Origin of the sequence: Sinorhizobium terangae (assembly GCF_029714365.1) — a bacterium.
Lineage (GTDB): Bacteria > Pseudomonadota > Alphaproteobacteria > Rhizobiales > Rhizobiaceae > Sinorhizobium > Sinorhizobium terangae.
Genome location: NZ_CP121659.1, coordinates 365770 through 387686, shown reverse-complemented (window position 1 = coordinate 387686; position 21917 = coordinate 365770). Strand labels below are relative to the sequence as shown.

Annotated in this window: 27 protein-coding genes and 1 tRNA gene; 9 read left to right on the top strand and 19 right to left on the bottom strand. The window is 60.5% G+C overall.

Annotation, left to right across the window (positions count from 1 at the left end; all coding sequences use genetic code 11):
- Window positions 1–2 precede the first annotated feature (2 nt).
- Window positions 3–740, bottom strand: coding sequence for an RlmE family RNA methyltransferase (locus tag QA637_RS01825; RefSeq protein WP_153438282.1), 738 nt, complete (start codon window positions 738–740; stop codon window positions 3–5).
- Window positions 737–2353, bottom strand: coding sequence for a Ppx/GppA phosphatase family protein (locus QA637_RS01820; protein WP_184108452.1), 1617 nt, complete (start codon window positions 2351–2353; stop codon window positions 737–739). The genes QA637_RS01825 and QA637_RS01820 overlap by 4 nt, the downstream gene beginning before the upstream one ends.
- Window positions 2354–2786: 433 nt before the next feature.
- Between QA637_RS01820 and QA637_RS01815 the strand changes: the two genes are divergently transcribed.
- Window positions 2787–2860, top strand: a tRNA-Gln gene (locus QA637_RS01815).
- Between the two features lie 71 nt (window positions 2861–2931).
- Here the strand turns inward: QA637_RS01815 and QA637_RS01810 are convergent.
- Window positions 2932–3297 carry a hypothetical protein gene (locus QA637_RS01810; RefSeq protein WP_153438286.1) on the bottom strand — a complete coding sequence of 122 codons (366 nt, stop codon included), beginning with the start codon at window positions 3295–3297 and terminating at the stop codon, window positions 2932–2934.
- Between the two features lie 499 nt (window positions 3298–3796).
- Here QA637_RS01810 and QA637_RS01805 point away from each other — a divergent pair, with 499 nt between their 5' ends.
- Together QA637_RS01805 and QA637_RS01800 are read left to right on the top strand one after the other, a co-directional pair.
- A complete protein-coding gene (locus QA637_RS01805; protein ID WP_184108451.1) occupies window positions 3797–4114 on the top strand; it encodes a hypothetical protein in 318 nt (105 codons plus the stop codon).
- A gap of 142 nt (window positions 4115–4256) precedes the next feature.
- Complete coding sequence (locus QA637_RS01800) at window positions 4257–4778, top strand: MgtC/SapB family protein (RefSeq protein ID WP_153438290.1); 522 nt, start codon at window positions 4257–4259, stop codon at window positions 4776–4778.
- 112 nt (window positions 4779–4890) lie between these two features.
- Here QA637_RS01800 and QA637_RS01795 read toward each other — a convergent pair whose 3' ends face one another.
- From QA637_RS01795 to QA637_RS01780, 4 genes are all read right to left on the bottom strand, one after another.
- The gene (locus tag QA637_RS01795; RefSeq protein ID WP_234886833.1) at window positions 4891–5175 is read right to left on the bottom strand and encodes a hypothetical protein; all 285 of its coding nucleotides are present in this window, start codon (window positions 5173–5175) and stop codon (window positions 4891–4893) included.
- A gap of 315 nt (window positions 5176–5490) precedes the next feature.
- Window positions 5491–6744: an NAD(P)/FAD-dependent oxidoreductase gene (locus QA637_RS01790; RefSeq protein WP_153438292.1), complete on the bottom strand. Its 1254-nt coding sequence runs from the start codon at window positions 6742–6744 to the stop codon at window positions 5491–5493.
- Between the two features lie 68 nt (window positions 6745–6812).
- Window positions 6813–7313: a TIGR00645 family protein gene (locus QA637_RS01785; protein WP_153438294.1), complete on the bottom strand. Its 501-nt coding sequence runs from the start codon at window positions 7311–7313 to the stop codon at window positions 6813–6815.
- A 152-nt stretch (window positions 7314–7465) separates the two neighbouring features.
- Window positions 7466–7630: a DUF1328 domain-containing protein gene (locus QA637_RS01780; RefSeq protein ID WP_153438296.1), complete on the bottom strand. Its 165-nt coding sequence runs from the start codon at window positions 7628–7630 to the stop codon at window positions 7466–7468.
- A 230-nt stretch (window positions 7631–7860) separates the two neighbouring features.
- Between QA637_RS01780 and QA637_RS01775 the strand changes: the two genes are divergently transcribed.
- Window positions 7861–8052 (top strand): hypothetical protein, encoded by a 192-nt coding sequence (locus QA637_RS01775; RefSeq protein WP_184108438.1) that lies wholly within the window; start codon window positions 7861–7863, stop codon window positions 8050–8052.
- A 166-nt stretch (window positions 8053–8218) separates the two neighbouring features.
- On the opposite strand, the gene QA637_RS01770 is transcribed toward QA637_RS01775, so the two are convergent.
- Together QA637_RS01770 and QA637_RS01765 are read right to left on the bottom strand one after the other, a co-directional pair.
- The gene (locus QA637_RS01770; protein ID WP_153438298.1) at window positions 8219–8416 is read right to left on the bottom strand and encodes a CsbD family protein; all 198 of its coding nucleotides are present in this window, start codon (window positions 8414–8416) and stop codon (window positions 8219–8221) included.
- Between the two features lie 33 nt (window positions 8417–8449).
- Entirely contained in the window at window positions 8450–8770 is a 321-nt protein-coding gene (locus QA637_RS01765; protein ID WP_153438300.1) for a hypothetical protein, read from the bottom strand.
- Window positions 8771–9168: 398 nt separating this feature from the next.
- On the opposite strand from QA637_RS01765, the gene QA637_RS01760 reads away from it, so the two are divergent.
- Window positions 9169–9417 (top strand): YMGG-like glycine zipper-containing protein, encoded by a 249-nt coding sequence (locus QA637_RS01760; protein WP_153438302.1) that lies wholly within the window; start codon window positions 9169–9171, stop codon window positions 9415–9417.
- A 231-nt stretch (window positions 9418–9648) separates the two neighbouring features.
- Here QA637_RS01760 and QA637_RS01755 read toward each other — a convergent pair whose 3' ends face one another.
- On the bottom strand, window positions 9649–9786 hold the full coding sequence (locus tag QA637_RS01755) for a NepR family anti-sigma factor (protein WP_167528197.1): 138 nt from the start codon (window positions 9784–9786) through the stop codon (window positions 9649–9651).
- 233 nt (window positions 9787–10019) lie between these two features.
- On the opposite strand from QA637_RS01755, the gene QA637_RS01750 reads away from it, so the two are divergent.
- Window positions 10020–10817, top strand: coding sequence for a response regulator (locus QA637_RS01750; RefSeq protein ID WP_153438305.1), 798 nt, complete (start codon window positions 10020–10022; stop codon window positions 10815–10817).
- A gap of 145 nt (window positions 10818–10962) precedes the next feature.
- Here the strand turns inward: QA637_RS01750 and QA637_RS01745 are convergent, their stop codons facing one another.
- The 8 genes from QA637_RS01745 to QA637_RS01710 form a co-directional block, all read right to left on the bottom strand.
- Complete coding sequence (locus QA637_RS01745; protein WP_153438306.1) at window positions 10963–12081, bottom strand: AI-2E family transporter; 1119 nt, start codon at window positions 12079–12081, stop codon at window positions 10963–10965.
- Between the two features lie 84 nt (window positions 12082–12165).
- Window positions 12166–12336 (bottom strand): hypothetical protein, encoded by a 171-nt coding sequence (locus QA637_RS01740; protein WP_167528198.1) that lies wholly within the window; start codon window positions 12334–12336, stop codon window positions 12166–12168.
- 245 nt (window positions 12337–12581) lie between these two features.
- Window positions 12582–12926, bottom strand: a complete 345-nt coding sequence (locus QA637_RS01735; protein WP_153438308.1) for a RidA family protein — start codon at window positions 12924–12926, stop codon at window positions 12582–12584.
- A gap of 190 nt (window positions 12927–13116) precedes the next feature.
- Window positions 13117–13941, bottom strand: coding sequence for an ABC transporter ATP-binding protein (locus QA637_RS01730; protein WP_153438311.1), 825 nt, complete (start codon window positions 13939–13941; stop codon window positions 13117–13119).
- Entirely contained in the window at window positions 13938–14792 is an 855-nt protein-coding gene (locus QA637_RS01725; protein WP_153438313.1) for an ABC transporter ATP-binding protein, read from the bottom strand. Before QA637_RS01725 ends, QA637_RS01730 begins: the two co-directional genes overlap by 4 nt.
- A 1-nt stretch (window position 14793) precedes the next feature.
- Window positions 14794–15702 carry an ABC transporter permease subunit gene (locus QA637_RS01720; RefSeq protein ID WP_153438315.1) on the bottom strand — a complete coding sequence of 303 codons (909 nt, stop codon included), beginning with the start codon at window positions 15700–15702 and terminating at the stop codon, window positions 14794–14796.
- A 10-nt stretch (window positions 15703–15712) separates the two neighbouring features.
- Window positions 15713–16717 carry an ABC transporter permease subunit gene (locus QA637_RS01715; protein ID WP_153438317.1) on the bottom strand — a complete coding sequence of 335 codons (1005 nt, stop codon included), beginning with the start codon at window positions 16715–16717 and terminating at the stop codon, window positions 15713–15715.
- 110 nt (window positions 16718–16827) lie between these two features.
- A complete protein-coding gene (locus QA637_RS01710) occupies window positions 16828–18423 on the bottom strand; it encodes an ABC transporter substrate-binding protein (protein WP_153438319.1) in 1596 nt (531 codons plus the stop codon).
- Between the two features lie 523 nt (window positions 18424–18946).
- Here QA637_RS01710 and QA637_RS01705 point away from each other — a divergent pair.
- Together QA637_RS01705 and QA637_RS01700 are read left to right on the top strand one after the other, a co-directional pair.
- Window positions 18947–19657 (top strand): helix-turn-helix transcriptional regulator, encoded by a 711-nt coding sequence (locus tag QA637_RS01705; RefSeq protein ID WP_153438321.1) that lies wholly within the window; start codon window positions 18947–18949, stop codon window positions 19655–19657.
- An 81-nt stretch (window positions 19658–19738) separates the two neighbouring features.
- The gene (locus QA637_RS01700; RefSeq protein WP_283063071.1) at window positions 19739–20128 is read left to right on the top strand and encodes a response regulator; all 390 of its coding nucleotides are present in this window, start codon (window positions 19739–19741) and stop codon (window positions 20126–20128) included.
- Window positions 20129–20168: 40 nt separating this feature from the next.
- Here QA637_RS01700 and rirA read toward each other — a convergent pair whose 3' ends face one another.
- The gene (gene rirA, locus QA637_RS01695) at window positions 20169–20633 is read right to left on the bottom strand and encodes an iron-responsive transcriptional regulator RirA (protein WP_153438325.1); all 465 of its coding nucleotides are present in this window, start codon (window positions 20631–20633) and stop codon (window positions 20169–20171) included.
- A gap of 209 nt (window positions 20634–20842) precedes the next feature.
- Between rirA and QA637_RS01690 the strand changes: the two genes are divergently transcribed.
- The gene (locus QA637_RS01690) at window positions 20843–21868 is read left to right on the top strand and encodes a Fe(3+) ABC transporter substrate-binding protein (RefSeq protein ID WP_428843138.1); all 1026 of its coding nucleotides are present in this window, start codon (window positions 20843–20845) and stop codon (window positions 21866–21868) included.
- Window positions 21869–21917 lie beyond the last annotated feature (49 nt).

Below are 21917 nucleotides of genomic sequence, written 5' to 3'. Positions count from 1 at the left end.
TTCTACTCCGTTGCGGCGTCTTCCGCCGGCGCTCCTGGCTCTGTCGCCCGCCGTCCCTTGAAGCCCTTGGCGAGCAGGAACATCTCGACCGATTCGGCGCGAGACGAGGCCGGCTTGACATGGATCACCTGGCGGAAATTCTGCTTCAGCATGTTGAGGAGCTCACGTTCCGTGCCGCCCTGGAACGTCTTTGCCAGGAAATGGCCGCCCTCGGCGAGCACATCGACGGCAAAGTGAGCCGCGACCTCGCAAAGATGCATCGTGCGCAGATGGTCGGTCTGGCGATGGCCGGTCGTCGGCGCCGCCATGTCGGAGATCACGAGATCGGGCGTTCCACCGATCGCTTCCTTCAGCCTGTCGGGCGCCTCAGGATCGAGAAAATCCATCTGCAGGAAGCGGACGCCGGGGATCGGGTCCATCTCAAGAAAGTCGATTGCGGCCACACGCGGGTCGGCATCGGTCGAATTCGTCACCTTGGCGGCGATCTGCGACCAGCTTCCGGGCGCGGCGCCAAGGTCGATGATGCGCCGGGCACCGGCAAGGATCTTGTGCTTTTCGTCGATTTCGAGAAGTTTGAAGGCCGCGCGGGCGCGATAGCCCTCAAGCTGAGCCCGCTGGACGTAGGGATCGTTGATGTGGCGCTCCAGCCAGCGGCGCGAAGAAGCCTTGAGCTTGCCCTTCTTCACCTTCTGGCCGAGCTTACGGCCGCTGCGGTTGCCGCCGATCGGCGATTTCGTCATATCTTGTTCCCCTCGTGGGCCTTGTTCCCCTCGTGGGTCCTGTTCCCTTCGTGGGCCTTGTTTCCTTCCAGGTTCGCCGATCCGCCATTGAAGCTGCGCTGGTGCCGGCGCGGGCGCGCACGGCGCCAGGCGCCGTCGTCAGCCATCATATCGGTCAACAGGCCCTCGCGCAGGCCGCGGTCGGCCACGCGCATGCGCGTCGACGGCCAGCGACGGCGGATCGCCTCGAGGATCGCGCAGCCGGCGAGCACCAGATCGGCGCGGTCCGGACCGATGCAGGGATTTGCGGCGCGAGCCGCGAAATCCCAGGAAAGCAGGCGAGATTGCATCGCCGAAACTTCGTCGTCGGACAGCCACAACCCATCGACCTTGCGCCGGTCGTAACGCGGCAGATCGAGATGGACGCCGGCAAGCGTCGTCACCGTTCCCGAGGTTCCGATCAGGTGAAAGCCGTCGCCGCCATTCGCAAGGGCTTCGACCGGAGGGCTGTCGAAGCGGGCAAGCATGCCCTCGACCTCGCGCACCATCGCCTCGAAGCTCTGTGGCGTCACGTGCTCGCCGCCATGGCGTTCCGAAAGGGTGACGACCCCGACGGGGAGCGACGTCCAATGGGTGATGTGGTTGGCAAGCCGGCTCGACCGGTTGTCGCCGATGCGGATGATGGCGATCTCGGACGAGCCGCCGCCTATATCGAAGAGGACGACGGATCTCGTCTCGCGATCGACCAGCGACGAGCAGCCGGAAACCGCCAGCCGCGCCTCGGTCTCGCGATCGATGATCTCGAGCTCCAGCCCGGTTTCCTCCGCCACGCGCTTCAGAAAGGTTTCGCCGTTGGCGGCCGAACGCGCCGCCTCCGTCGCGATCAGCCGGCGGCGGCGGATCGAACGGGCATTGAGTTTCGCGGCACAAATCTTGAGTGCCTCGACGGACCGCTCCATCGCGTCGTCGGACAGGCGCCCGCTCGCGCCGAGCCCCTCGCCGAGCCGAACGATGCGCGAGAACGCGTCGACCACGCGAAACTGGCCTGGCCGGGTCGGCTGCGCAACCAAGAGGCGGCAATTGTTGGTGCCGAGGTCGAGCGCCGCATAAAGCGGTGCCGGTGCCTCGCTCGCCGCAACAAAGGGTGCGCGCAGATTTTGCGGCCGAGGTGCCTGTGCCGGCTGCGCAGCCGCGGCGGCTTCGGCCCCGCGTGGATCGCCCGGCCGGTCGGCAGCATGCGATTTGCCGTTCGACGCAAGCGGCCGTCCCTGAAGCCCGCGCCGATGGCGCGCCTTCTTGCTGCGTTTGTGGCCCTTCTTGTCGGTGATCGCCGCTTCGAAAAGCTCGACGTTTCCGCCGGAAACGGCGGCTACGACCTGGCCCTGCGGTTTGGCTACTTTCGTGCGCCGGCGCCGTTTGCGCTTGCGCGCTGGCTCCGCCACATCTACTCCTGCGGGACGCCCTGCTTCTCCGGCCTGGCCGAATTGGCTGGCAACTGCAGACGGCGAGCCGGACGGTCTGCGCCGCCTCCGCTTGCCCTTTCCGCCGCGCGGCACGACCTTGCGCGCCTCGCCACGACCTGCTGCCGACGCCCCGGATTCAGACGGCTTTTCGCCGTGATCGGGGTCTCTCACTTGTCTCAACCATGGCGCCGCGCGAAGCCTGACGGCCGCTCAAGGCGCTCTCTCGATTTTGCGTTGGCGCGACTGTACCAGCGCCGCCCCTTTTCGCCAAACTTTTTTTGACGTCGCGGCTGCTGCATGGCTCGTTCAATCGAAATCGCCTTAAGGATAAAAACATGCAGCGATTTCAAGTGCTACGGCGTCCTTTGCGCGACTGATGAGAAGCACGGCGCTGTGGGCCGGCGAGCCGAGCCACTACCAGGCTTACCGGCGGACAGCTCACCGCCGGTTCCCTTTTTCGCCTCCTGCCCGTCGTCGGCGCGTCGAAAAGAGTGGCTGGCCACAGGCCAGTCGCATTTTTTTGCCAAAAGGTATTTGCATCGGCCGTTCTTTTGTTTATAAGCCCGCCACACCGACGCGGCGGCCACGCTCCGCCAGCGAGCCTTGGGGAATAGGTTAACGGTAGACCAGCGGACTCTGACTCCGTTAGTCCTGGTTCGAATCCAGGTTCCCCAGCCAATCTCCAAGATCACCGTTTGACGACAATCTGCAACTCACAACGCAGTTTGCGGCATTGCGTGACAGCCCCGCTACTCCGCCGACCTGAACTGCAGCGTGAACACGTTCCCGGCGATCTCGTCGGCGAGTGCCTTTGAAAACTCCAGCGGCATGCAGCCCTGCAGCGCCTCGGTCGCTGCTGCCACGAAGGCTTTGCGTTGCGTTTCATCTCCGGTGACGCGGATCGCGGTCGGTTGCGGGGGGCCCATCAGCGTTCCGTTGCCCTTGAAGCCGAACTTCAAGGTGACGAAGGAATCCTTGATGCCGGATGGCGGGGTCCAGCATTTGCCAAGCGCGTTGCCCACATCCTCGACGGTCTGCAGCGGCTCCGCCCAGGACGGACCCCTCGCGGTGACGAGGAATAAGCTCGCCAGAATCCACACGGCAGCGACTTTCATTGCGATCCCAACCCCACTTCGAACGAACCGATCATTCGGCACGCGCAAGATTGCGCGTAACCGGGCGCTCACGCAAGCCGCCCGGCATCTTCGCAAACAGCGAATGTTTTCCGTGCCTCCAGCAATCTGCGTTTCGACAGATTGCTGATCAGCGCCGTTGTGTGGAATGCCATGGCGGGCATTCGATTGATATGCAGCAGCCACTTCCCAGCTCCCGATGCATGCAGCGTTTTCGCGGCATTCAAACGAGCCTTTCGCAGTTACACCACGTATCGGTAAAGCACCTTTGCGAGGCAAATTGTAGCTCTGGCCGCCGGTATCGGAACTTAGCAAGATCTGGAACGTTTTAATATTTTACCGTGGCTCTGACCGGCCGAGGCGAAGTCGCGATTATACTTGCGATGGTACGGAGTCACTCCTTAGGTCTCTGCAGATTTAGGGAGCACATGCCTGCAACTGCTTTGCTTGGCGCCGGCAATGAATGACGTCCAGAAAGGATGTGAATGCGATGAATCAGCATGAAGAACTGAAGGACAAGCCACTCATCGATCCCGTGACCGGCCAGCCGACGCCCCGGGAACCCGAGATGCGCGGCAAAACGTCAGGCCGCAGCAGTTGGCCCTTGCTGATCATTCTGCTCGCGGGGCTGGTGCTGGCGCTGATCGCCTGGCTGCCCGCAGAATTGACCAGGGACACGGAAGAGGCGACGCCGCCACCGGCAACGGGCCAGGCAACGCCTCCGGCCGGACAAACGACGCCGCCAACGGCACCACAGCCGCAGACCACGCCGGCGCAACCGGCACAACCGGCACAATAAGATCTGGCTAAGGATTATCATAAACGAGGAGGACCGGTTCTCCTCGTCGCGGGGACCGGGTTAGGAGAGGGGCAAATATTGACTGCAGCGCCGTGCGTCTAATCAGACGCGCAAGGGACACTGGAGCACTGAATCGCTGCTCATGGAACAGATCCTCGCCGATATGCTTGCTCCGACGCAGGTTCCCTATCCGGTGATATTTGCGCGGCTCTGCGGCGCCATCCTGTTTGGTGCGCTGATCGGCGTCGAGCGGGAAAGGCGGCAGAGGCCAGCCGGCCTGAGGACGCACATTCTGGTCAGCCTCGCCTCCGCGATCTTCGCCGTGATCGCAGTTGAAAGCGTGCATATGGCGAGCCTCTCGGGACCTGAAGTGCGGATCGACCCGATACGCGTCGTCGAAGCCGTCACCGCGGGCGTGGCCTTTCTCGCGGCCGGCTTGATCGTGTTTTCCAAGGGCGAGGTCAAAGGGCTGACCACGGGGGCCGGGATGTGGCTCGCGGGCGCGGCAGGCCTAGCCGTCGGCTTCGGATTCTGGCCTATCGCCGCATTTGCTTCCTGCGCCAGCCTCGCCGTGCTTTTCATCCTCTGGCGGTTGGAGGTCGCTCTCCACTGGAAGTCGCCGGAGCCGTCCGAAGGCGGACAGCGCGTTTCGAAGCAGAACTAGATCACGATGACTCCAGGTCTAATCGACCTCAACGTGACCCAGAACGCGGGCGGAAAACCGCACACACCTCATGCTGCTCCAGCTCTTCCCCCGAAAAGCCGTTGCGCGCTACTCATGGCGTTTGGCCTACAGCGCCGGGAAAGGCATATGGAACTTCCGGCTCGGGACGGCCGGCAACGGGTGCTGGGCCTGCGCGCGGATTCCTCCGCACGGCCGGCCCTCTCTGTCGGTGTGCCTGCAGCATGGCGACCGCCCGGCGGGCATCTTCGGGCGTTTGGAATACCTGGCCGTCCAGCGGCCACACACTGTATTTGACAGCGACAAAACGCAATTGTCCGTTGTCAGGCATCAGTGCGCCGACCGCCTCGCCAGCGAATTCTATCGTCTGCTTACTCATAGGTGTGAAACTCCCTCCCGGCGGCTCGTGGAGCGACGGGTAAATTTTCGCTGGGCAGGCGCCAACGAACCGAACCCTCGCCTTCAGCCACCGATGAAACACCTGAGCGGCCGTTTGGTTCCACATCGCGAGAATAAATCGGCACGACGATGCCGCCATCGGCGAGGAAAATTATCGTCGGCGGCAGGGAGGCGCGCTTCCCCTGGAATTGCCTCATGCATGTCGCCCAAAAGTGTGCAGCGGTTTGGGACAACGACATGCAAAAAGGCAAGGACCTGAAGCGCGTCGCATGAGTGCGATTGAACGCGCCCCGCTTTAGGCGAGGAAGCGCTCAGGCCGATAGGGAGCGATGTCGATTACGGTCTTTTCGCCGGTCATCGCCTCGGCCAGCGCCCGGCCGGTGACCGGGCCGAGGGTCATGCCGTGATGCGCATGGCCGAAGGCGAACCAGAGGCCCTCGTGCCGCGGTGCCTTGCCGATGATCGGCATCATATCGGGCGTGCAGGGCCGCGCCCCCATCCAGGGCTCCTCGTCGCGCCGTTCAGCCAGCGGGAAGAACTCGCGCGCGACCCTTTCGGCCCGGGTCAACTGTACCGGCGTTTTCGGCGCATCGCGCAGTGCGAATTCTGCGCCTGTCGTCAAGCGGATCCCACGCAGCATCGGCGCCAGGAAATAGCCCTTTTCGGCGTCGAGCACCCAGTTGTTGAGCATTGCCCCTTCCTGGGCGCCATAATGCATATGGTAGCCGCGCTTGACCGCGAGCGGAAAATGATAGCCGAGCTTGCGCGTCACCGTATCCGCCCAGGGGCCGAGCGCCACCACCACCTCGCGGGTTTCGAGCGGACCTTCCGGTGTCGCGACCCGCCAGCCGGCGCCCTCCAGAATGTGCTCCAATGTCGCGGCATCGCCCGAGACGAGCCGGCCGCCCAGCGATTGGAAATAGGTAAGATAGGCCTTGTTGAGGCTGTGCGGATCGCGGATCGACCAGGGGTCGGTCCAGCGCAGCCCGCCGGCGAGTTCGACGCGGATGGATGGTTCGATGGTCTTGAGTTCGCTCGTCGAAAGCTTCTGGTGGTTGACGCCAAAACCGGCGGAGAGTTTTTCCGCATCCTTGTAGGCGGAGTCGCGCTCCTTTTCCGTGCGAAACACCTTCATCCAGCCGTCCTTGCGGATGAGGTCCCCGGCACCGGAGGCCTCGATCAGGTCCTGGTGCTCGGCGATCGAGTTTTCGATCAGCGGCGCATAGAGATGCGCGATCCTCTGGTGCTGGGTGAAGCCGGAGTGCCACCAATAGCGCGCCAAAAACGGCACCAGCCCCGGCAGCGCGCGAAAGTGATAGCTGGCGTCGATGGTGTTGTTCAGCGCGTAGCGGAAGAGCGCGCCGAAATCATGCGGAAAGCCGTAGGGAAAGACGCCTTCGCGCTGGATAAGGCCGGCGTTGCCGTAGGAGGTCTCTTCCCCGGGACCGCGCCGATCGAGAAGCACCACCGACTTCCCGCGCCGCGCCAGGTGGATGGCGGCGGAAATGCCGACAATGCCGGCGCCCAGAACCACTACGTCAGTCTTCATGTGCCACTGCCCCTACTCGCTCACAAATCCGCCGCAGGTGCCGGAGGCTCGCTGCAGCAGTTGCGCCTTTACTTTTTCAACTTGCTCATGATCTGCTCCAGCGAACCGAGGAGCACGGCGGAAACGACAAAAGCCAGATGCATGATCGTCGCCCACATCAGCTTCTCGCTGGTGAACTGCTGGGCATTAAGGAAGATCTGCAGAAGATGGATCGACGAGATCGCCACGATGGAGGAGGCGACCTTGATCTTCAGGCTGCCGGAATCAAGCTTGCCCAGGAATGAGACCTCGCCTTCCCCCTCGTCGAAGCGGCTGACGAAATTTTCGTATCCGGAAATCATCACCATGACGATCAGGCTTGCGACGAGCGCGGCGTCGATCAGCCCGAGCATTGCCAAGATCATCTGGGCATCGTCGTAAACGAAGACCAAGCCCGCAACCTTCAGGAACTTGTAGATGAAGGAAATGCCGTAGAGAGCAAGCGCCGCAACCAGCCCGAGATAAAAGAGAACCAATAGCCAACGGCTCGACAGGATGATGCGCTCGACGATGAGTTCCAGGGACTTCATGAGTTTGTTCTGTTCCTGACCAGTGGCGGGTACCCGCATGAATAGCCAAGCGCATTGGCCAGAGCAAGGGAACTGAACACGGCTTACAACGGAAAGGGGCGAAGCATCGCGCTTCGCCCCTTTTTCGTTCATGAGCCCACGGACTTGTCGCGTCAGGTCCTGCGCATGAGTCCGGCAATAAGAGAAATCACCAAGAATACGAGGAACAGGAAGAACAAGACCTGGGCAATGCCCGCCGAAGCTCCGGCAATACCACCAAAGCCGAGAATGCCGGCGATGATGGCAACGATCAGAAAGACGAGTGCATAGTAGAGCATGGATATCTCCAATGTCTGCGTTGGTGAAATTGTAACGCGCGGCTCGTCGCCTTTGTTCCGGGCTCCATATTGCTCACGCCGAGACCGCGAAAGACCTGTGAGGCGAAAGAAAACCTTTCGTTAACCAAGAAACGGCAAACGCACCAGGATCGGCACGAGGGGACAAAATTCGCCAGGAACCTTCGATAGGGCTTGGCGTTGTTCCGGTAACGAACGCTCTTGGGAACGCGATGAAGATTCCGTCTCGACATATATGGAAATCGGTAACGGAGGTCGCCCGGCACAACGCAGCCGTGCGCAGCCATAATCTGCATATTGGCAGGACGATCCGCGATCTTCACATCCACACGGAAGAGAAGCGCAACCAACGTCTCCAGGCTCTTCTCGAGGCTCTGGAAAAAGCCGAACGCGATATCCACTGATGACGGGCGACGTCCGTCGTCACCAGACGCACGTGCGTCGCGTTAGACGCGTTTCGCCAGCCCGGTAGAGCATTCTGCAGTCAGGTGGAATCACCTGACGCCGCACAAATGCGGCAAAAACAAACAGATAGAGCAGCGGCGCGAACGCACGTAAACGCATCCCGCTCTAATGGCGTGATGCCCATTCGTCGATCTGGCGCTCCGCCTCGTCCTTGGCAATTCCGTAGCGCGCCTGAATGCGCCCGGCGAGCTCCTTCCGATTGCCGTTGATGATGTCGAGATCATCCTTGGTAAGCTTTCCCCACTGCACCTGGGCCTTGCCCTTGAATTCTTTCCACCGGCCTTCGATGATGTCCCAGTTCATGAATGCGCTCCTTTCAATTCTTGATGCGGAAAGTCACTCATCGCCAGCCGAAGGACGGGCACGGCCTGCAACCGCATAAGGTTCTTCATCGGGCGTCACGCTCACTTCAAGCTTGCCCGCTGGTGTGATCGCCCATTCGATCACCGCACTTTCGACGATGAGCGCAGGATCAACCTCGGCGCACTTGCCGTATGCCGACTTGAAAACCTTGCCCACTTCCCCCATCGCGGGAGGAAGCAAGGCCTGGCATTCCTCCATGGTTTCGAAGGCAACGACCGGCGACGGCACCTCCCGGCACGCTGTCGTATTCTGCATGCAACCGACAAGAACCATGATGGCGGCAACATGTTCCATTTTCCGCGCTCCTTCGACACGCAGAACAAACGGCGGAGGCCCCTAGGCGGTTCCATGGCTGGGCCATCGCCTTCCGCCGACCGGCATCAATCTTGAGCGCAGAGCAACCATCACGCGCGTTGGCGGTGCATAGGCGGAACAAAAAGGCGGCAATCAGCGTTTGCGCAACAACTAACGAGCGTCGTGGCAGTGGCGATATTTTAGGAGATACGAATGAGAGGGCCGACAGTGATTGGTGTGACCAGCCCCAAGACGGCCGAAACGCCCGGTGATCGCCGGCATCCCGAGAGGTTGGGACGAGAGCCCTTCTCATGACATCTTAAAGGCTGTGTCCGGTCGCACGACACGGCTTGCTTCATCCCGCAGTTCAGCAACCAAACCTCGGATAGGAACGCATCATGAAGAAGATACTTCTCGTCGCCAGCCTGATCCTTCCCCTTGCAGCCTGCACGGCAACGGAAAGGGGCGCCGGCATCGGTGCCGCATCTGGCGCGATCATCGGCGGGGCAGCCACTGGAAATGTTCGCGGAGCAGCCGTTGGCGCCGGCATCGGTGGTGTGGCCGGCGCCCTTATCGGTCGTGCGAACGAGCCCGGCTATTGTTACTATCGCGACCAATACGGCCGCCGCTACACTGCGCGTTGCTGATCGGGGTAGCCAGCGCGAAACCCGGCCGGCTGCCGCATGATCCGTTAAATCGGAATCGATTCAAGGTAAGATCATGCAGCAATTCGGAGTGCTACAGCGACCTTGCGCGTCCGATTGGACGCGCAGCGCTGGAGTTATGCCGCCGAGTTGGCACGCAATTGGCACGCACGCTCCCTGCAAGCTCGCGCCTATCTGACGTTCCCGTGCGAAGCCCTCAATCGAACGGCGGGATCAGCGCCGTGACTGCGCGCTCTCGGCCGCGTCAAGCCGCTCAAGCAAATCAATAAACTGCCGCGGAATTGGTTCGTTTTCCAAGGCTTGGTAAAGCGCCTTCAATTTCGATGCGATCTGTGCGCTCGGATCGTTCATCGAGGCAGCGCCCGGCGCCTTGCGCCGTCCGGAAGGCCCGTTCATTTTCCGCTTCCGCGCGCCGAAGGCCGTATCCCCCTGTTCCGGCCATTCCTGTCCCATATGCCCGTCATCTGTCTACTCTAGGCTTTCCATTATCCGAAAGACGTGCTCAAAACATTGACGTATCCTGCTGCACGCCCATTGTCCGCAAGACCGGGACCATACCGGCACAATAGTTTAGGAAACCCTAAATGTCACTTTCGACCAGGATTGCGCCACATCTTCCCTATCTGCGACGCTATGCCCGCGCCGTCACGGGCTCGCAAGCCGCAGGAGACGCCTATGTTGCCGCCGTGCTCGAGGCGCTGATCGAGGACGTCAGCCTGTTTCCGACCGCCTCCGACGACCGAATCGCTCTCTACAAGCTGTTCTGCAGCCTGTTCGACAGGCTCGAAATCGATCGCACGCAATTGACATCACCCTTCGCCTGGGAGCGCCAGGCCGCAGCCAATCTGTCGCTGATCGCACCGGCACCGCGCCAGGCATTCCTGCTGATCGCGGTCGAAGGCTTTTCCACGAGCGAGGCGGCCGAAATCATGAACCTTGACCCGGGCGCCTTGACCACTCTGCTCGCCGGGGCGTCACAGGACATTTCCCGTCAGGTGGCGACCGAGGTCATGATTATCGAAGACGAACCGCTGATCGCCATGGATATCGAGGACATGGTGACAAGCCTCGGACATCGCGTCACCGGGATTGCTCGAACGTATCGCGAGGCGCTCGAACTCTATCGGACGACTTCGCCGAAAATGGTTCTTGCCGATATCCAGCTCGCCGACGGCAGTTCGGGTATCGACGCCGTCAACGATATCCTGGCGGAAACCACCGTGCCGGTGATCTTCATTACGGCCTTCCCCGAGCGGCTCCTGACAGGCAAGAAGCCTGAGCCGGCTTTTCTGGTAACGAAGCCCTTCAATCCGGAAATGGTGAAGGCGCTGATCAGCCAAGCCCTGTTCTTCGACGAGCAGGCGCGCACCGGGCGCCCCTAAGCCACTGCATGCTTGCTTAAATCGCAGCCGATTCAAGGGTAAAGGCATGCGGCAATTCAAAGTGCCACAGCGAGCTTTGCGCGTCTGAAAGACGCGCGGTGCCGTAGCGGCCCGCGCCGCCAGCTACCCGGTATCGGATCCGACCTCACTCCGGCAACTGCCGCTCGGCAGGCGGTTCGCGCACCTGCTCGAAAACGGTCATGGCGATAAGTGACAGGGGTAGCGCCAGAAGCGCGCCAACGGCGCCCCACATCCAGGTCCAGAAAATGATCGCGATGAAAATCAGGAATGGATTGACCGCGAAGCGGTGCCCCACGACCGCTGGGACGACGAGATTTTCCATGAGCAGATGCACGACGAAGAAGGCAACAGCGGGCGCAATCCCGAGCAGCAGCGCGTCGTGCGTCATCAATCCGCCGACGAGAAGCGACAGCGTCATGAAAGTCACACCCAGATAGGGGATGAAACTCGAGACGAAGGCAAACAACCCCCACAGCGGCGCCATGGTCAACCCGCCGACAAACGCGATCACCATCGTCATCACGCCGAGCACCAGATAGATGAGGCTCGCAGTCGAAAAATACTGGGCGAGGGCATCCTCGGTTGCGTTCATGATCCGGATCGCGTTCAAGCGACGATCCCTGCTGGCAAAGGCAAGGATAATGCTGTTGCGCAGTTGTAGGCGGCCGAGAAGGAAAAGCACAAGGGCTGCCAGAAAGATCAGTGTCTGGATGAGTGCCGGCGTCAAGCCTGCTGCAACGGTTCCAAGCATGGGGCCGGCGTTCTTTACGAGCGCGTCGGCAAGTGCATTCGGGTCGGCATTGCGTATCAGTGCCATTCTCAACCAGGTGAACCGCTCGATGAACGGCAATATCCGATCCACGACGCCCTCGGCCAGCCGGGGTGCCTCACGCGCGATGTCGGTGATGGGGCCGAGAAGTGCATTCACCAGCGAAGACAGCCCGAGCACGAAGACAAGCGCCAGCAAAAGGCCGCCGAAGATCGGCGGCAGGCCGAATCTCTCCAATTCGTCGGCCGCCCTGCCAAGCACGATGCCAACGATAATCGCCAGCGTGATCGGCATGAGGATTGCTTCCATGGAATAGACGGCCGCCGAGCAGGCGATGACGAAGAGGCCCACCGTGCTTAGCGCGACCAAAGCCTCAATCCCGTTGCGCTTTCGCACGACGACCGTCGGCGATTCGGCCAGGGCGATATTCTTGCCCACGCTGCGTTCCGGTTTGCGGTCAGTCGTAATTTGCATCGCATCCTTCTTTTCAGACTGCAATCCGGAACATTCCGCCCCCGCTCCCGCACCCGACACATTCGCATTTCACAAAGGCGTCGCTCAGCGTTGTCCGGGTGGGAATAGATGGAGCGTCAGGGAGAGCAGGCCCAACCCCAGAACGATTATCAGCAGCATGCGCGCCACTTCATCCGTTGTCTGCGGGAGGAGGCCGAAACCGATTACGATCCCTGCGAGCGCCAGCACGAAAAAGCGGGGCAGCCAGTAGAGCATTGGTCATTTCCTTCCGTTAGGAATGACCGATAAACGCCCGAGCGAGTGCTTGGTTCCTACTACAGGTTCCCTTAAATCGTCGCCGATTCAGGGATAAAACATGTAAAAATTCAAAGTGCTACAGTGTCCTTTGCGCCCGATAGGACGCGCGCCCCCGTAAGGCGGTAAGTCCGCCCGGCCGAAGCGAAACGCCGCCGTGCACAAGGCACGACGGCGCGCATTCATTCAGCCGAAAAAGGAAGGACTTACGCGGCAGCAGTGACAATGACTTCGACGAGGTATTCCGGTGTTGCGAGCTTGGCTTCGCCTGTCGCACGGGCGGGCGTATGGCCCTGCGGCACCCAGGCGTCCCAAACGGAATTCATCTTGGCGAAGTCGGCCATGTCCGCGAGCCAGATCGTTGCCGACAGGATGCGCGTCTTGTCCGTGCCTGCGAGGGCGAGAAGACGATCGACTTCGGCGAGCGCCTGCTTCGTCTGGGTGACGACGTCGTCACCGGCGTTGCCGACCTGGCCGGCCAGGTAAACCGTGTTGTTATAGACCACGGCCTGGCTCATACGCGGGCCGGTTTCAAAGCGCTTGATTTCCATTGTCATCATCCTGAAGTTTGGGCCGGCGCTCTTCCGGCCGGCCGATAGCGTCCGCCCGCCGCCTGAAGGCGAGTCGGTGGCGGCGCAGAAGCTCTACACCAAAGGCAGATCGAGGCCAAGGAGCCGCCCTTGTCCCCCACATCGAATATCCCTGATCGAACGGCAGATTCCGTCCTGACCCGAGCAGGCTTCAAGCCGCTTTCTTTGCAAGACGCGCCTTGATGCTGGCAATGTCTGCGCGCGGTGTGGCGGCAAACAGGGTCTTGGTATAGCTGTGCTTGGGATCCGCGAAGACCTCGTCGCGGCCGCCGTATTCCACCGCTTCGCCGTAATACATCACCATCACGTCGTCGGCGATGTAGCGCACCACCGAGAGATCATGGCTGATGAAGACATAGGTTAAGTGGAACTCGTCCTGCAGGTCCGCGAGCAGGTTGAGCACCTGCGCCTGAACCGACAGATCGAGCGCGGAGACCGGCTCATCCAACACGAGCAGGCTGGGATTGAGCATCAAGGCGCGCGCAATGGCGATGCGCTGGCGCTGGCCGCCCGAGAACATGTGCGGATAGCGATTATAGTGTTTCTCGTCGAGACCCACTTTTTTCAGCATCGTCATGGCACGGTCACGGCGCTCGTCGGCCGGCGCCTTGGTGTTGATGACGAGCGGCTCCGCCAGGATGTCGCCGATCTTCTGGCGAGGATTGAGCGAGCCATAAGGATTCTGGAAAACGATCTGCACCTTGCGGCGCATTTCCGATGTCAGGCCGTCTCTCGCGATGTCGACCTTCTTTCCGTCGATCAGCAACTCGCCCGATGTCGCGGGATCGATCAGCGTGATGATGCGGCCAAGCGTTGACTTTCCGCAGCCGCTTTCGCCAACGATCGCCAGCGTCTTTCCCTCGTCCACGGTGAAGCTTACGCCTTTGAGCGCATGGACAGTGCGCGCCTTACGCAGCAGGTTGCCGGGAATGTGATAGTCGCGCACCAGGTTGCGGGCTTCGAGAACATGGGTCATCGAGTGGCTCCCTCCAGCATCTGCTGGTCGTTGAAGAGTTCGGAGATCGTCGGCAGGCGGTCGCCCGTCGCGTTCTCCGGCAGGGCAGCAAGAAGCGCGCGCGTGTAGTTGCTCTTCGGCGACTCGAACAGCGACAGCACATCTGCCTCCTCGATCTTGCGACCCTTGTATTGAACGACGACACGATCCGCCGTTTCCGCCACCACGCCCATGTTGTGGGTGATCATGATGAGGCCCATGCGGTATTCCTGCTGCAGTCTCATCAGAAGATCGAGGATCTGCTTCTGGATCGTCACGTCGAGAGCGGTCGTCGGCTCATCCGCGATGAGGAGCTTCGGGTTGCAGGCAAGTGCAATCGCGATCATGACGCGCTGGCACTGTCCGCCCGACATCTGATGCGGAAAATGGCCGAGGCGCTCGGCCGGTTCAGGAATACCGACGGCCTCGAAAAGTTCGATCGCGCGCTTGCGTCGCGCCTTGCGGTCGAGCCCCATATGGATGCGCAGCACTTCCTCGATCTGGAAGCCGACCGTGAAGCACGGATTGAGGCTGGCGATCGGCTCCTGGAAGATCATGGCGATGTCCTTGCCGACAATCTTGCGACGGTCAGCCGCGGACATCTTCAGAAGGTCCCGTCCATTGAAGGCAAGCTTGTTCGCCGTCACCTTCGCGGTCCAAGGCAAAAGCCCCATCGCGGCAAGCATCGACACCGACTTGCCTGAGCCCGATTCCCCGACGATCGCCAGGACCTCGCCCTCATGCACCTTGAGCGAAACGCCGTCGACGGCCCGAAAAGGCCCGGAGGACGTCTGGAATTCAACGACGAGATTTTCAATTTCGAGAAGCGCCATGTCAGGACCTCTTCAGCTTGGGGTCGAGAGCATCACGCAGGCCATCGCCCATGAGATTGATTGCGAGAACGGTCGCGAGAATCGCAAGGCCGGGAAGCGTCACGACCCACCAGGCACGCAGAATGAATTCGCGCGCTTCAGCAAGCATCGTTCCCCATTCCGGCGTTGGCGGCTGCGCACCCATGCCGAGAAAGCCGAGCGCCGCCGCATCGAGGATCGCACTCGAAAAGGAGAGCGTCGCCTGAACGATAAGGGGCGCCATGCAGTTCGGCAGGATGGTCTTGAACATCAGCCTCAGGTGGCCCGCGCCAGCGACCTTGGCCGCCACGACATAGTCCCGGGTCTTCTCCGTCATCACCGCTGCCCTGGTCAGCCGCACGAAATGCGGCTGGAACACCAGCGCGATCGCGATCATCGCATTGGTAAGACCGGGACCGAGCACGGCGACCAGAACCAGCGCCAACAGCAGCGACGGAAACGCCAGGATAATGTCCATGATCCGCATGATGACAGTATCGACCCATCCCCGGAAATAGCCGGCAATGACGCCGATGAGGATGCCGCCGATCAGCGACAATGTGGTCACGATGACGCCGACGAACAGCGAAAACCGCGTACCGTAGATCAGGCGGGAGAGCATGTCGCGGCCGACGGCATCGGTTCCGAGAAGGAATGCCGCGCGACCGCCCTCCTCCCAGAACGGCGGAAGCAGGACGGCTTCGCGGTACTGAATGGTCGGGTCATGCGGCGCAATAAGCGGAGCGCATACGGCAAGCAGTACCAGGAACAGGAAGAAGACCAAACCGATGACGGCGCCACGGTTCTCCGAAAAATAGTACCAGAATTCGGCGAGCCTCGCCCGGCGGGACGGATCGGTCGATATGGGGCTTGTTGCGGTAACTTCGGTCATATCGCCCTCCTCAATGCCGGATACGGGGGTTGATCAATCCGTAGAGCAAGTCTACGGCGAGGTTCACCAGCATGATGACGCCGGCGATGATGAGGAGTCCGCCCTGAATAACGGCGTAGTCCCGGCGGAAAACCGAATCGACCATCCATTTGCCGATGCCCGGCCAGGAGAAGATTGTCTCTGTCAGAATGGCGCCCGCCAGCATGACACCGATCTGGAGACCGATGGTGGTCACGACCGGAATCATCGCGTTGCGCAAGGCGTGGATACCGACAACGCGGAACGTCGGAAGCCCCTTTGCACGGGCCGTGCGCACATAATCCTCCGACAGCACCTCGAGCATCGCCGAGCGGGTCTGCCGCGCGATGACGGCAAGCGGAATGGTGCCGAGCACGATCGTCGGCAGAATGAGATGACTGAACGCGGACTGGAACGCCCCCTCCTGCCCCGACAACAGCGAATCGACCAGCATGAAGCCGGTGACGGACGGAAAGAAGAACATCAGCGAGATACGTCCGGACACCGGCGTCCACTGCAACATGCCGGAGACGACGATGATCAAAAGCAGGCCCCACCAGAAAATCGGCATCGAGAAGCCGACGAGCGCTGTGCCCATGATGATCTGGTCGAAGATGGAGCCGCGCTTGATTGCCGCAACGACACCCGCGGGGATGCCGACAACGACGGCGAAGATGATCGCGCAAAGCGAGAGTTCGACCGTCGCCGGGAAGAGCTCCAGGAATTGATCGATCACGGGCCTCTTGGTGACGATCGACAGCCCGAAATCACCGTGAAGAACGCCCCAGAGATAATCGAGGTACTGCACGACAATCGGGCGATCGAAGCCCAACTGGTGTGAAATTTCCGCGTGGCGCTCCGGCGACATCACCCGTTCGCCGGAAAGCAGCGCGACAGGGTCACCAGGAAGCAGGCGGATGAAGGAAAAGGCGATGATCGAAACCCCGATGAAAGTCGGGATCAGCACCGCCAAGCGCCCCAGAAGAAATCGAAACATAGTCAAACCTCATGCCGTCGGCGCCGCGAATTGGTGAGCGGCAGCACTGGCAAAAAGGAAGAGGGGCGCTCGCCCAACGGCAAACGCCCCCTTCGGGTCAGTCGGTAAGATTACTCTACAATGTCAACGCCGTCGAAAGCAAAGTCGCCGAGCGGGCTCTGCACGAAGCCTTCGACGTTCTTGCGCATCGGGACGATGGAGAGCGAGTGGTCGAGCGTTGCCCACGGCGCTTCCCTCTTGAAGACGGCCTGAGCCTGCTGGTAGAGCTTTGTGCGCTCCGCAACGTCAGTCGCCTCCTTGGCCTTGGTCACCAGATCGTCGAACTCCTTGTTGCACCACTGGGCGCGGTTGTTGCCGCCGACAGCATCGCAACCAAGCAGCGTGTCGAGGAAGTTGTCCGGATCACCGTTGTCACCCGTCCATCCGAGGATCACGGCACCGTCGCGATCCTTCGCCTTCGACTTTTCGAGATACTCGGCCCACTCATAGGAGACGATCTCGACCTTGACGCCGATCTTGGCGAAGTCGGCCTGCATCAGTTCGGCAGTGCGACGTGCGTTCAGCATGTACGGCCGCGCAACCGGCATCGCCCAGATCTTCATCGAGAGATCCTTGACGCCGGCATCCTCGAGCATCTTCTTGGCGACTTCCGGCTCGTAGGTATCGTCCGCGATGGTGTCGTCATAGGACCACATCGTCGGCGGAATCGGGTTCGACGCCGTGGTAGCCTGGCCCTGGAAGACGGCATCGACGATTGCCTGCTTGTTGATCGCCTTGTTCAGCGCCTTGCGAACTTCGAGCTTGTCGAAGGGGGGCTGCGTCGTATTGTAGGCCAGATAGGCAACATTGAGACCGGCCTGCTCCATCACCTTGAGGTTCGGATCCGCCTTCATGGCTTCGACGTCGGCCGCATTCGGATAGGGCATCAGGTGGCATTCGCCGGCTTGCAGCTTCTGGTAACGGACGGCGGCGTCAGTGGTGATCGAGAAGACCAGATCGTCGATTTTCTGTTTTCCACCCCAATAGTCCGGGTTGGCCTTGTAACGAATGACCGCGTCCTGCTGGTAGCCGACAAAGGCGAACGGACCGGTGCCGAGCGGCATCTGGTTGAGCTGGTTCATCTTGCCGTCTGCCTGCAGCTTATCGGCATATTCTTTCGACATGATCGATGCGAAGGGCATGGCAAGGTTGGCGAGGAACGGTGCTTCCTTGCGCTTCAGCTTGATCTTCACCGTCATGTCGTCGACCTTCTCGATCGACTCGAGCACATCCGGCAAACCCATGCCGGCGAAGTATTCCCAGGAACCACCCGTCACGTAACCATGCCACGGATGGTCGGGCTTCCACTGCCGCTCGAGCGAGAAGATCACGTCGTCGGCGTTCAGCTCACGGGTCGGGGTGAAGAACTCGGTCGTCTGGAATTTGACACCCGGACGGAGCTTGAAGGTGTATTCGAGGCCATCGTCAGAGATCGTCCAGCTTTCAGCAAGCCCCGGCTCGGTCTCGGTCGTGCCCTTCTTGAATTCGAGCAGGCGGTTGTAAACGGTGTGCGCGGAAGCGTCGAAGGTCGTACCGGCCGTGTAGAGGCCCGGATCAAAGCCCTCCGGCGAACCTTCAGAGCAGTAGACGAACGTCTTCGACCAGGCAGAGCCGGCCATCAGCGTGGCAAGCGCCGTCGCTGCAAAGAGAGTAGTTAGCTTTTTCATGAGCTTGCTTCCCAGATTTGTTTTTTGTTCTCGCATTTTTCCTGACGCGGAATGACGTTTACACCCGGTCAAGGGCGGATGGAACGACATTTGGCGTCGCAATGCAATAAGTCACTGCAGAAATTTGTCTATGCGAAAAATTCTTCCTTAAGTAGAGCTTGCGCGAGTATCCACGATTTCCAACAGGAACCCGGTACATCCGTTTCGGCGGATGTCCGTCTTCAAGGGCGCGTTTACCGCCTGGACAACGAAATTGACAGCGCTTTCGCGCCTGACGCGCCAGAAAGACGCATCATGGGCGAGTCAAATCGTGCGAGTTGGGTCGCTTGGCCATCCCGTGAAATCCCCCAAATAGTGCAGTAGAAACACAACGTCTGTCGTGCAATAGAATGCATACGGATTTCGGGGGGAACATTCGGCGTGGGTGATATCCATGTGAAGGATCTGGCCGGCGACGTGGAGCTCGTGTCCATGTCAGGTTGGCCGGCAAACTGCCGCGCGGATATAGGGAGATAGCCGCGGCGTGGCAGTCTTGCAGGAAAATCACAGGCGCTACGACCTTCACGAGGAGCTGGAGAAGGCGCTCAACCGCGTGGATTTCTTCCGCATCTTTCACACATTGGCGCTGCGTTTCGGCTTCGGGCATTTCGGCATCCTGCAACTCGGCAACGAGAATGACGCCTGCATGCTTTCCAGTCGTCTGGTCCTCCACGACCTCCCCTCCGGCCTCACCGAGGAATACGACAAGCGTCACCGTTTCGGCGACTCCATCGTCTACAAGGCATTGCATGCCTCGAACATCTCGTCGGTATGGCGCGCGAATGATCCGGCGCTGAGAGGTCAGAGCCTCGTTTCCCAACTCGGCTTCGAGCTCTTGCTTTGCGTGCCAGTCAACGCGGCAACGACGGGAGCGCGCTATGCCGTGCTCTTTCTCGGCGATGGCGAGGACATCGAACAGGGCGAGCACTACGAGCTGTGCTACAGCGCGGCATCGGCCTTCGATTATTTCTATCGGGCAATGCTCGCCAACAAGGCTGGCATGGGGCTGACGCCGAGGGAAACCGAAATACTCAAGTGGATTTCGCACGGAAAGACAGCCAGTGAGATCGCCCTGATCGTCTCAGTCTCGGAACACACCGTGAATTCCCATACCGCAACGATCCTCAAGAAGCTCGATGTGGTCAACCGGACGCAAATGGTCGCGAAAGCGATACGAGAACAGATTATCGAGTGAAGTTGCCGGAGCGGCCGGCAAAGCCACGCGAGCGGCATGCTTCCCGCATGGGCCGCCGATCAATCAGGGATGTGAACGGTCATGACACGGAAAGCCCACATCTTGCTCGTTGACGACAACCCGGCGGAAAACCTGATCCTCAGCGGGCTGATCAGGAAAGTGGACAGCATCGACATAGAATTGCACTACTGCCGGACGATGGACAGCGCGATCGCCTTTCTTCTTTCCGGCAAACCGGTCTCGATGGTCCTGCTGGACAATCTCGTACATCCTCTCGGCGATTTTCGCGAGACCGTTCCCGCACTGAGGCATCAGGGCTTCATTGGCCCGATCGGCGTCATATCGTCCTCGCCGGGCGACCCCTATTTCCAGAACCTGGAAGCATACGGCGCCGATTTTCGCATCGACAAATCGGAAATCGACCCGACGGCGATCGAATTCATCCTGAGGGAATATTTGCCGGAGGAGTAACGGCGGCCGAAACAGTACGGCCGCCACGAGGGGCGGACAATCAAGCCGCCGAGGTGCGCACCTGTGCCGTTCCGTCAAGGCCGAGAAGGAAGTTGATCTGCGGCCGGGCCTTGACCAGATCGTCGATCGAATAACCCTGAAGCACTTCGAAGAAGGCATTCAACGCCTTCCGCAAGGCCGCGTTGAGGCCGCAGCTATCCACCAGCGGACAGTCGATCTCACCAGCCTCAAAGCATTCCGCCATGGCAAAACTGTCTTCGGTGACCTTCACGACGTCGAAGAGGCTGATCTCCGACGCCGGCTTCGGCAATCGTACACCGCCATTGCGGCCGCGGACGGTTTCCACCAGGCCCGCTTTGGTCAGCGGCTGCAATATCTTGAAAAGAAACAACTCGGAGACGCCGTAGGCCTTGGCGATCTCAGGGATGCGGCTGAGCTTCTCGCCGTTCGCTGCACAGTACATCAGCATGCGAACCGCGTAGTTCGTTTGCTTCGTCAGACGCATAATTCACTCCGGAATCGAGAAATTCATGTTTTCATCATATAGGACGGATCGCAGTTTGGAACAATTCCAAAAAACAGCAAAAATCACTTCTGATGGATGGCCACCTATTTCGCAGTTGACTGTCCGTGCGCGCGGCGTCAAAAGATGACTGATTTTGTTAAGTTACAAGCAAAGCGAAAATGGAGGGCACCATGCGCATGTCAACGACGATGATCGGGGCGCTGTCGATCACCGCGACGCTGTTTGCTTCGACGGCACCGGTCTGGGCGGACGGCGAGGTCAACATCTATTCCTATCGCCAGCCGGATCTGATTCAGCCGCTGCTGGACGCCTTTACCAAGAAGACCGGCATCACCACCAATGTGCTCTTCCTTGACAAGGGTCTCGTCGAGCGTATCCAGGCGGAAGGCGCAAACTCCCCTGCCGACGTCATCCTGACCGTCGATATCAGCCGCCTCACGGAGGCGAAGGACGCCGGCGTCACGCAGCCGGTCGCCAACGAGACGATCAACAAGGATATCCCGGCGCATTTCCGCGATCCTGACGGCAACTGGTTCGGCCTGACCACGCGCGGCCGTGTCGTCTACGCCTCGAAGGAGCGCGTGGCCGAGAACGACATCACCTATGAAAAGCTCGCTGACCCGAAGTGGAAGGGCAAGATCTGCACGCGCGACGGCCAGCACTCCTACAATATCGGTCTCTTCGCCTCGATGGTTGCCCATCATGGCGAAGCCGAAACGGAGAAGTGGCTGACGGGTCTCAGAAACAACCTCGCCAAGAAGCCCGACGGCGGCGACCGCGACCAGGCGAAGGCCATTCTTGCCGGTGAATGCGACCTCGCCCTTGGCAACACCTATTACGTCGGCCTCATGATGACCAATGAAAGGGAGCCGGAGCAGAAGGAATGGGCGGCGGCCATCAAGGTCCTCTTCCCGAACAGCAAGGACCGCGGCACCCATGTCAACATCTCCGGCATGGCGCTCGCCAAGAACGCGCCGAACAAGGACAACGCCATCAAGCTGATGGAGTTCCTGTCCGAAGGCGAAGCGCAGAAGATCTATGCCGAGCAGGTTTTCGAATACCCGGTACTTCCGGGCGCCGAGCCTTCCGAAATCGTCAAGTCCTTCGGCACGATCAAGCCGGATACGCTGCCGCTTGCCGATATCGCGGCCAACCGCAAGAAGGCTTCGGAACTGGTCGACAAGGTCGGTTTCAACGACGGCCCGCAGGATTAGGCGGAGTAATTATGGACGATAGAAGCAGCGGGCCCGAACGCCCGCTGTT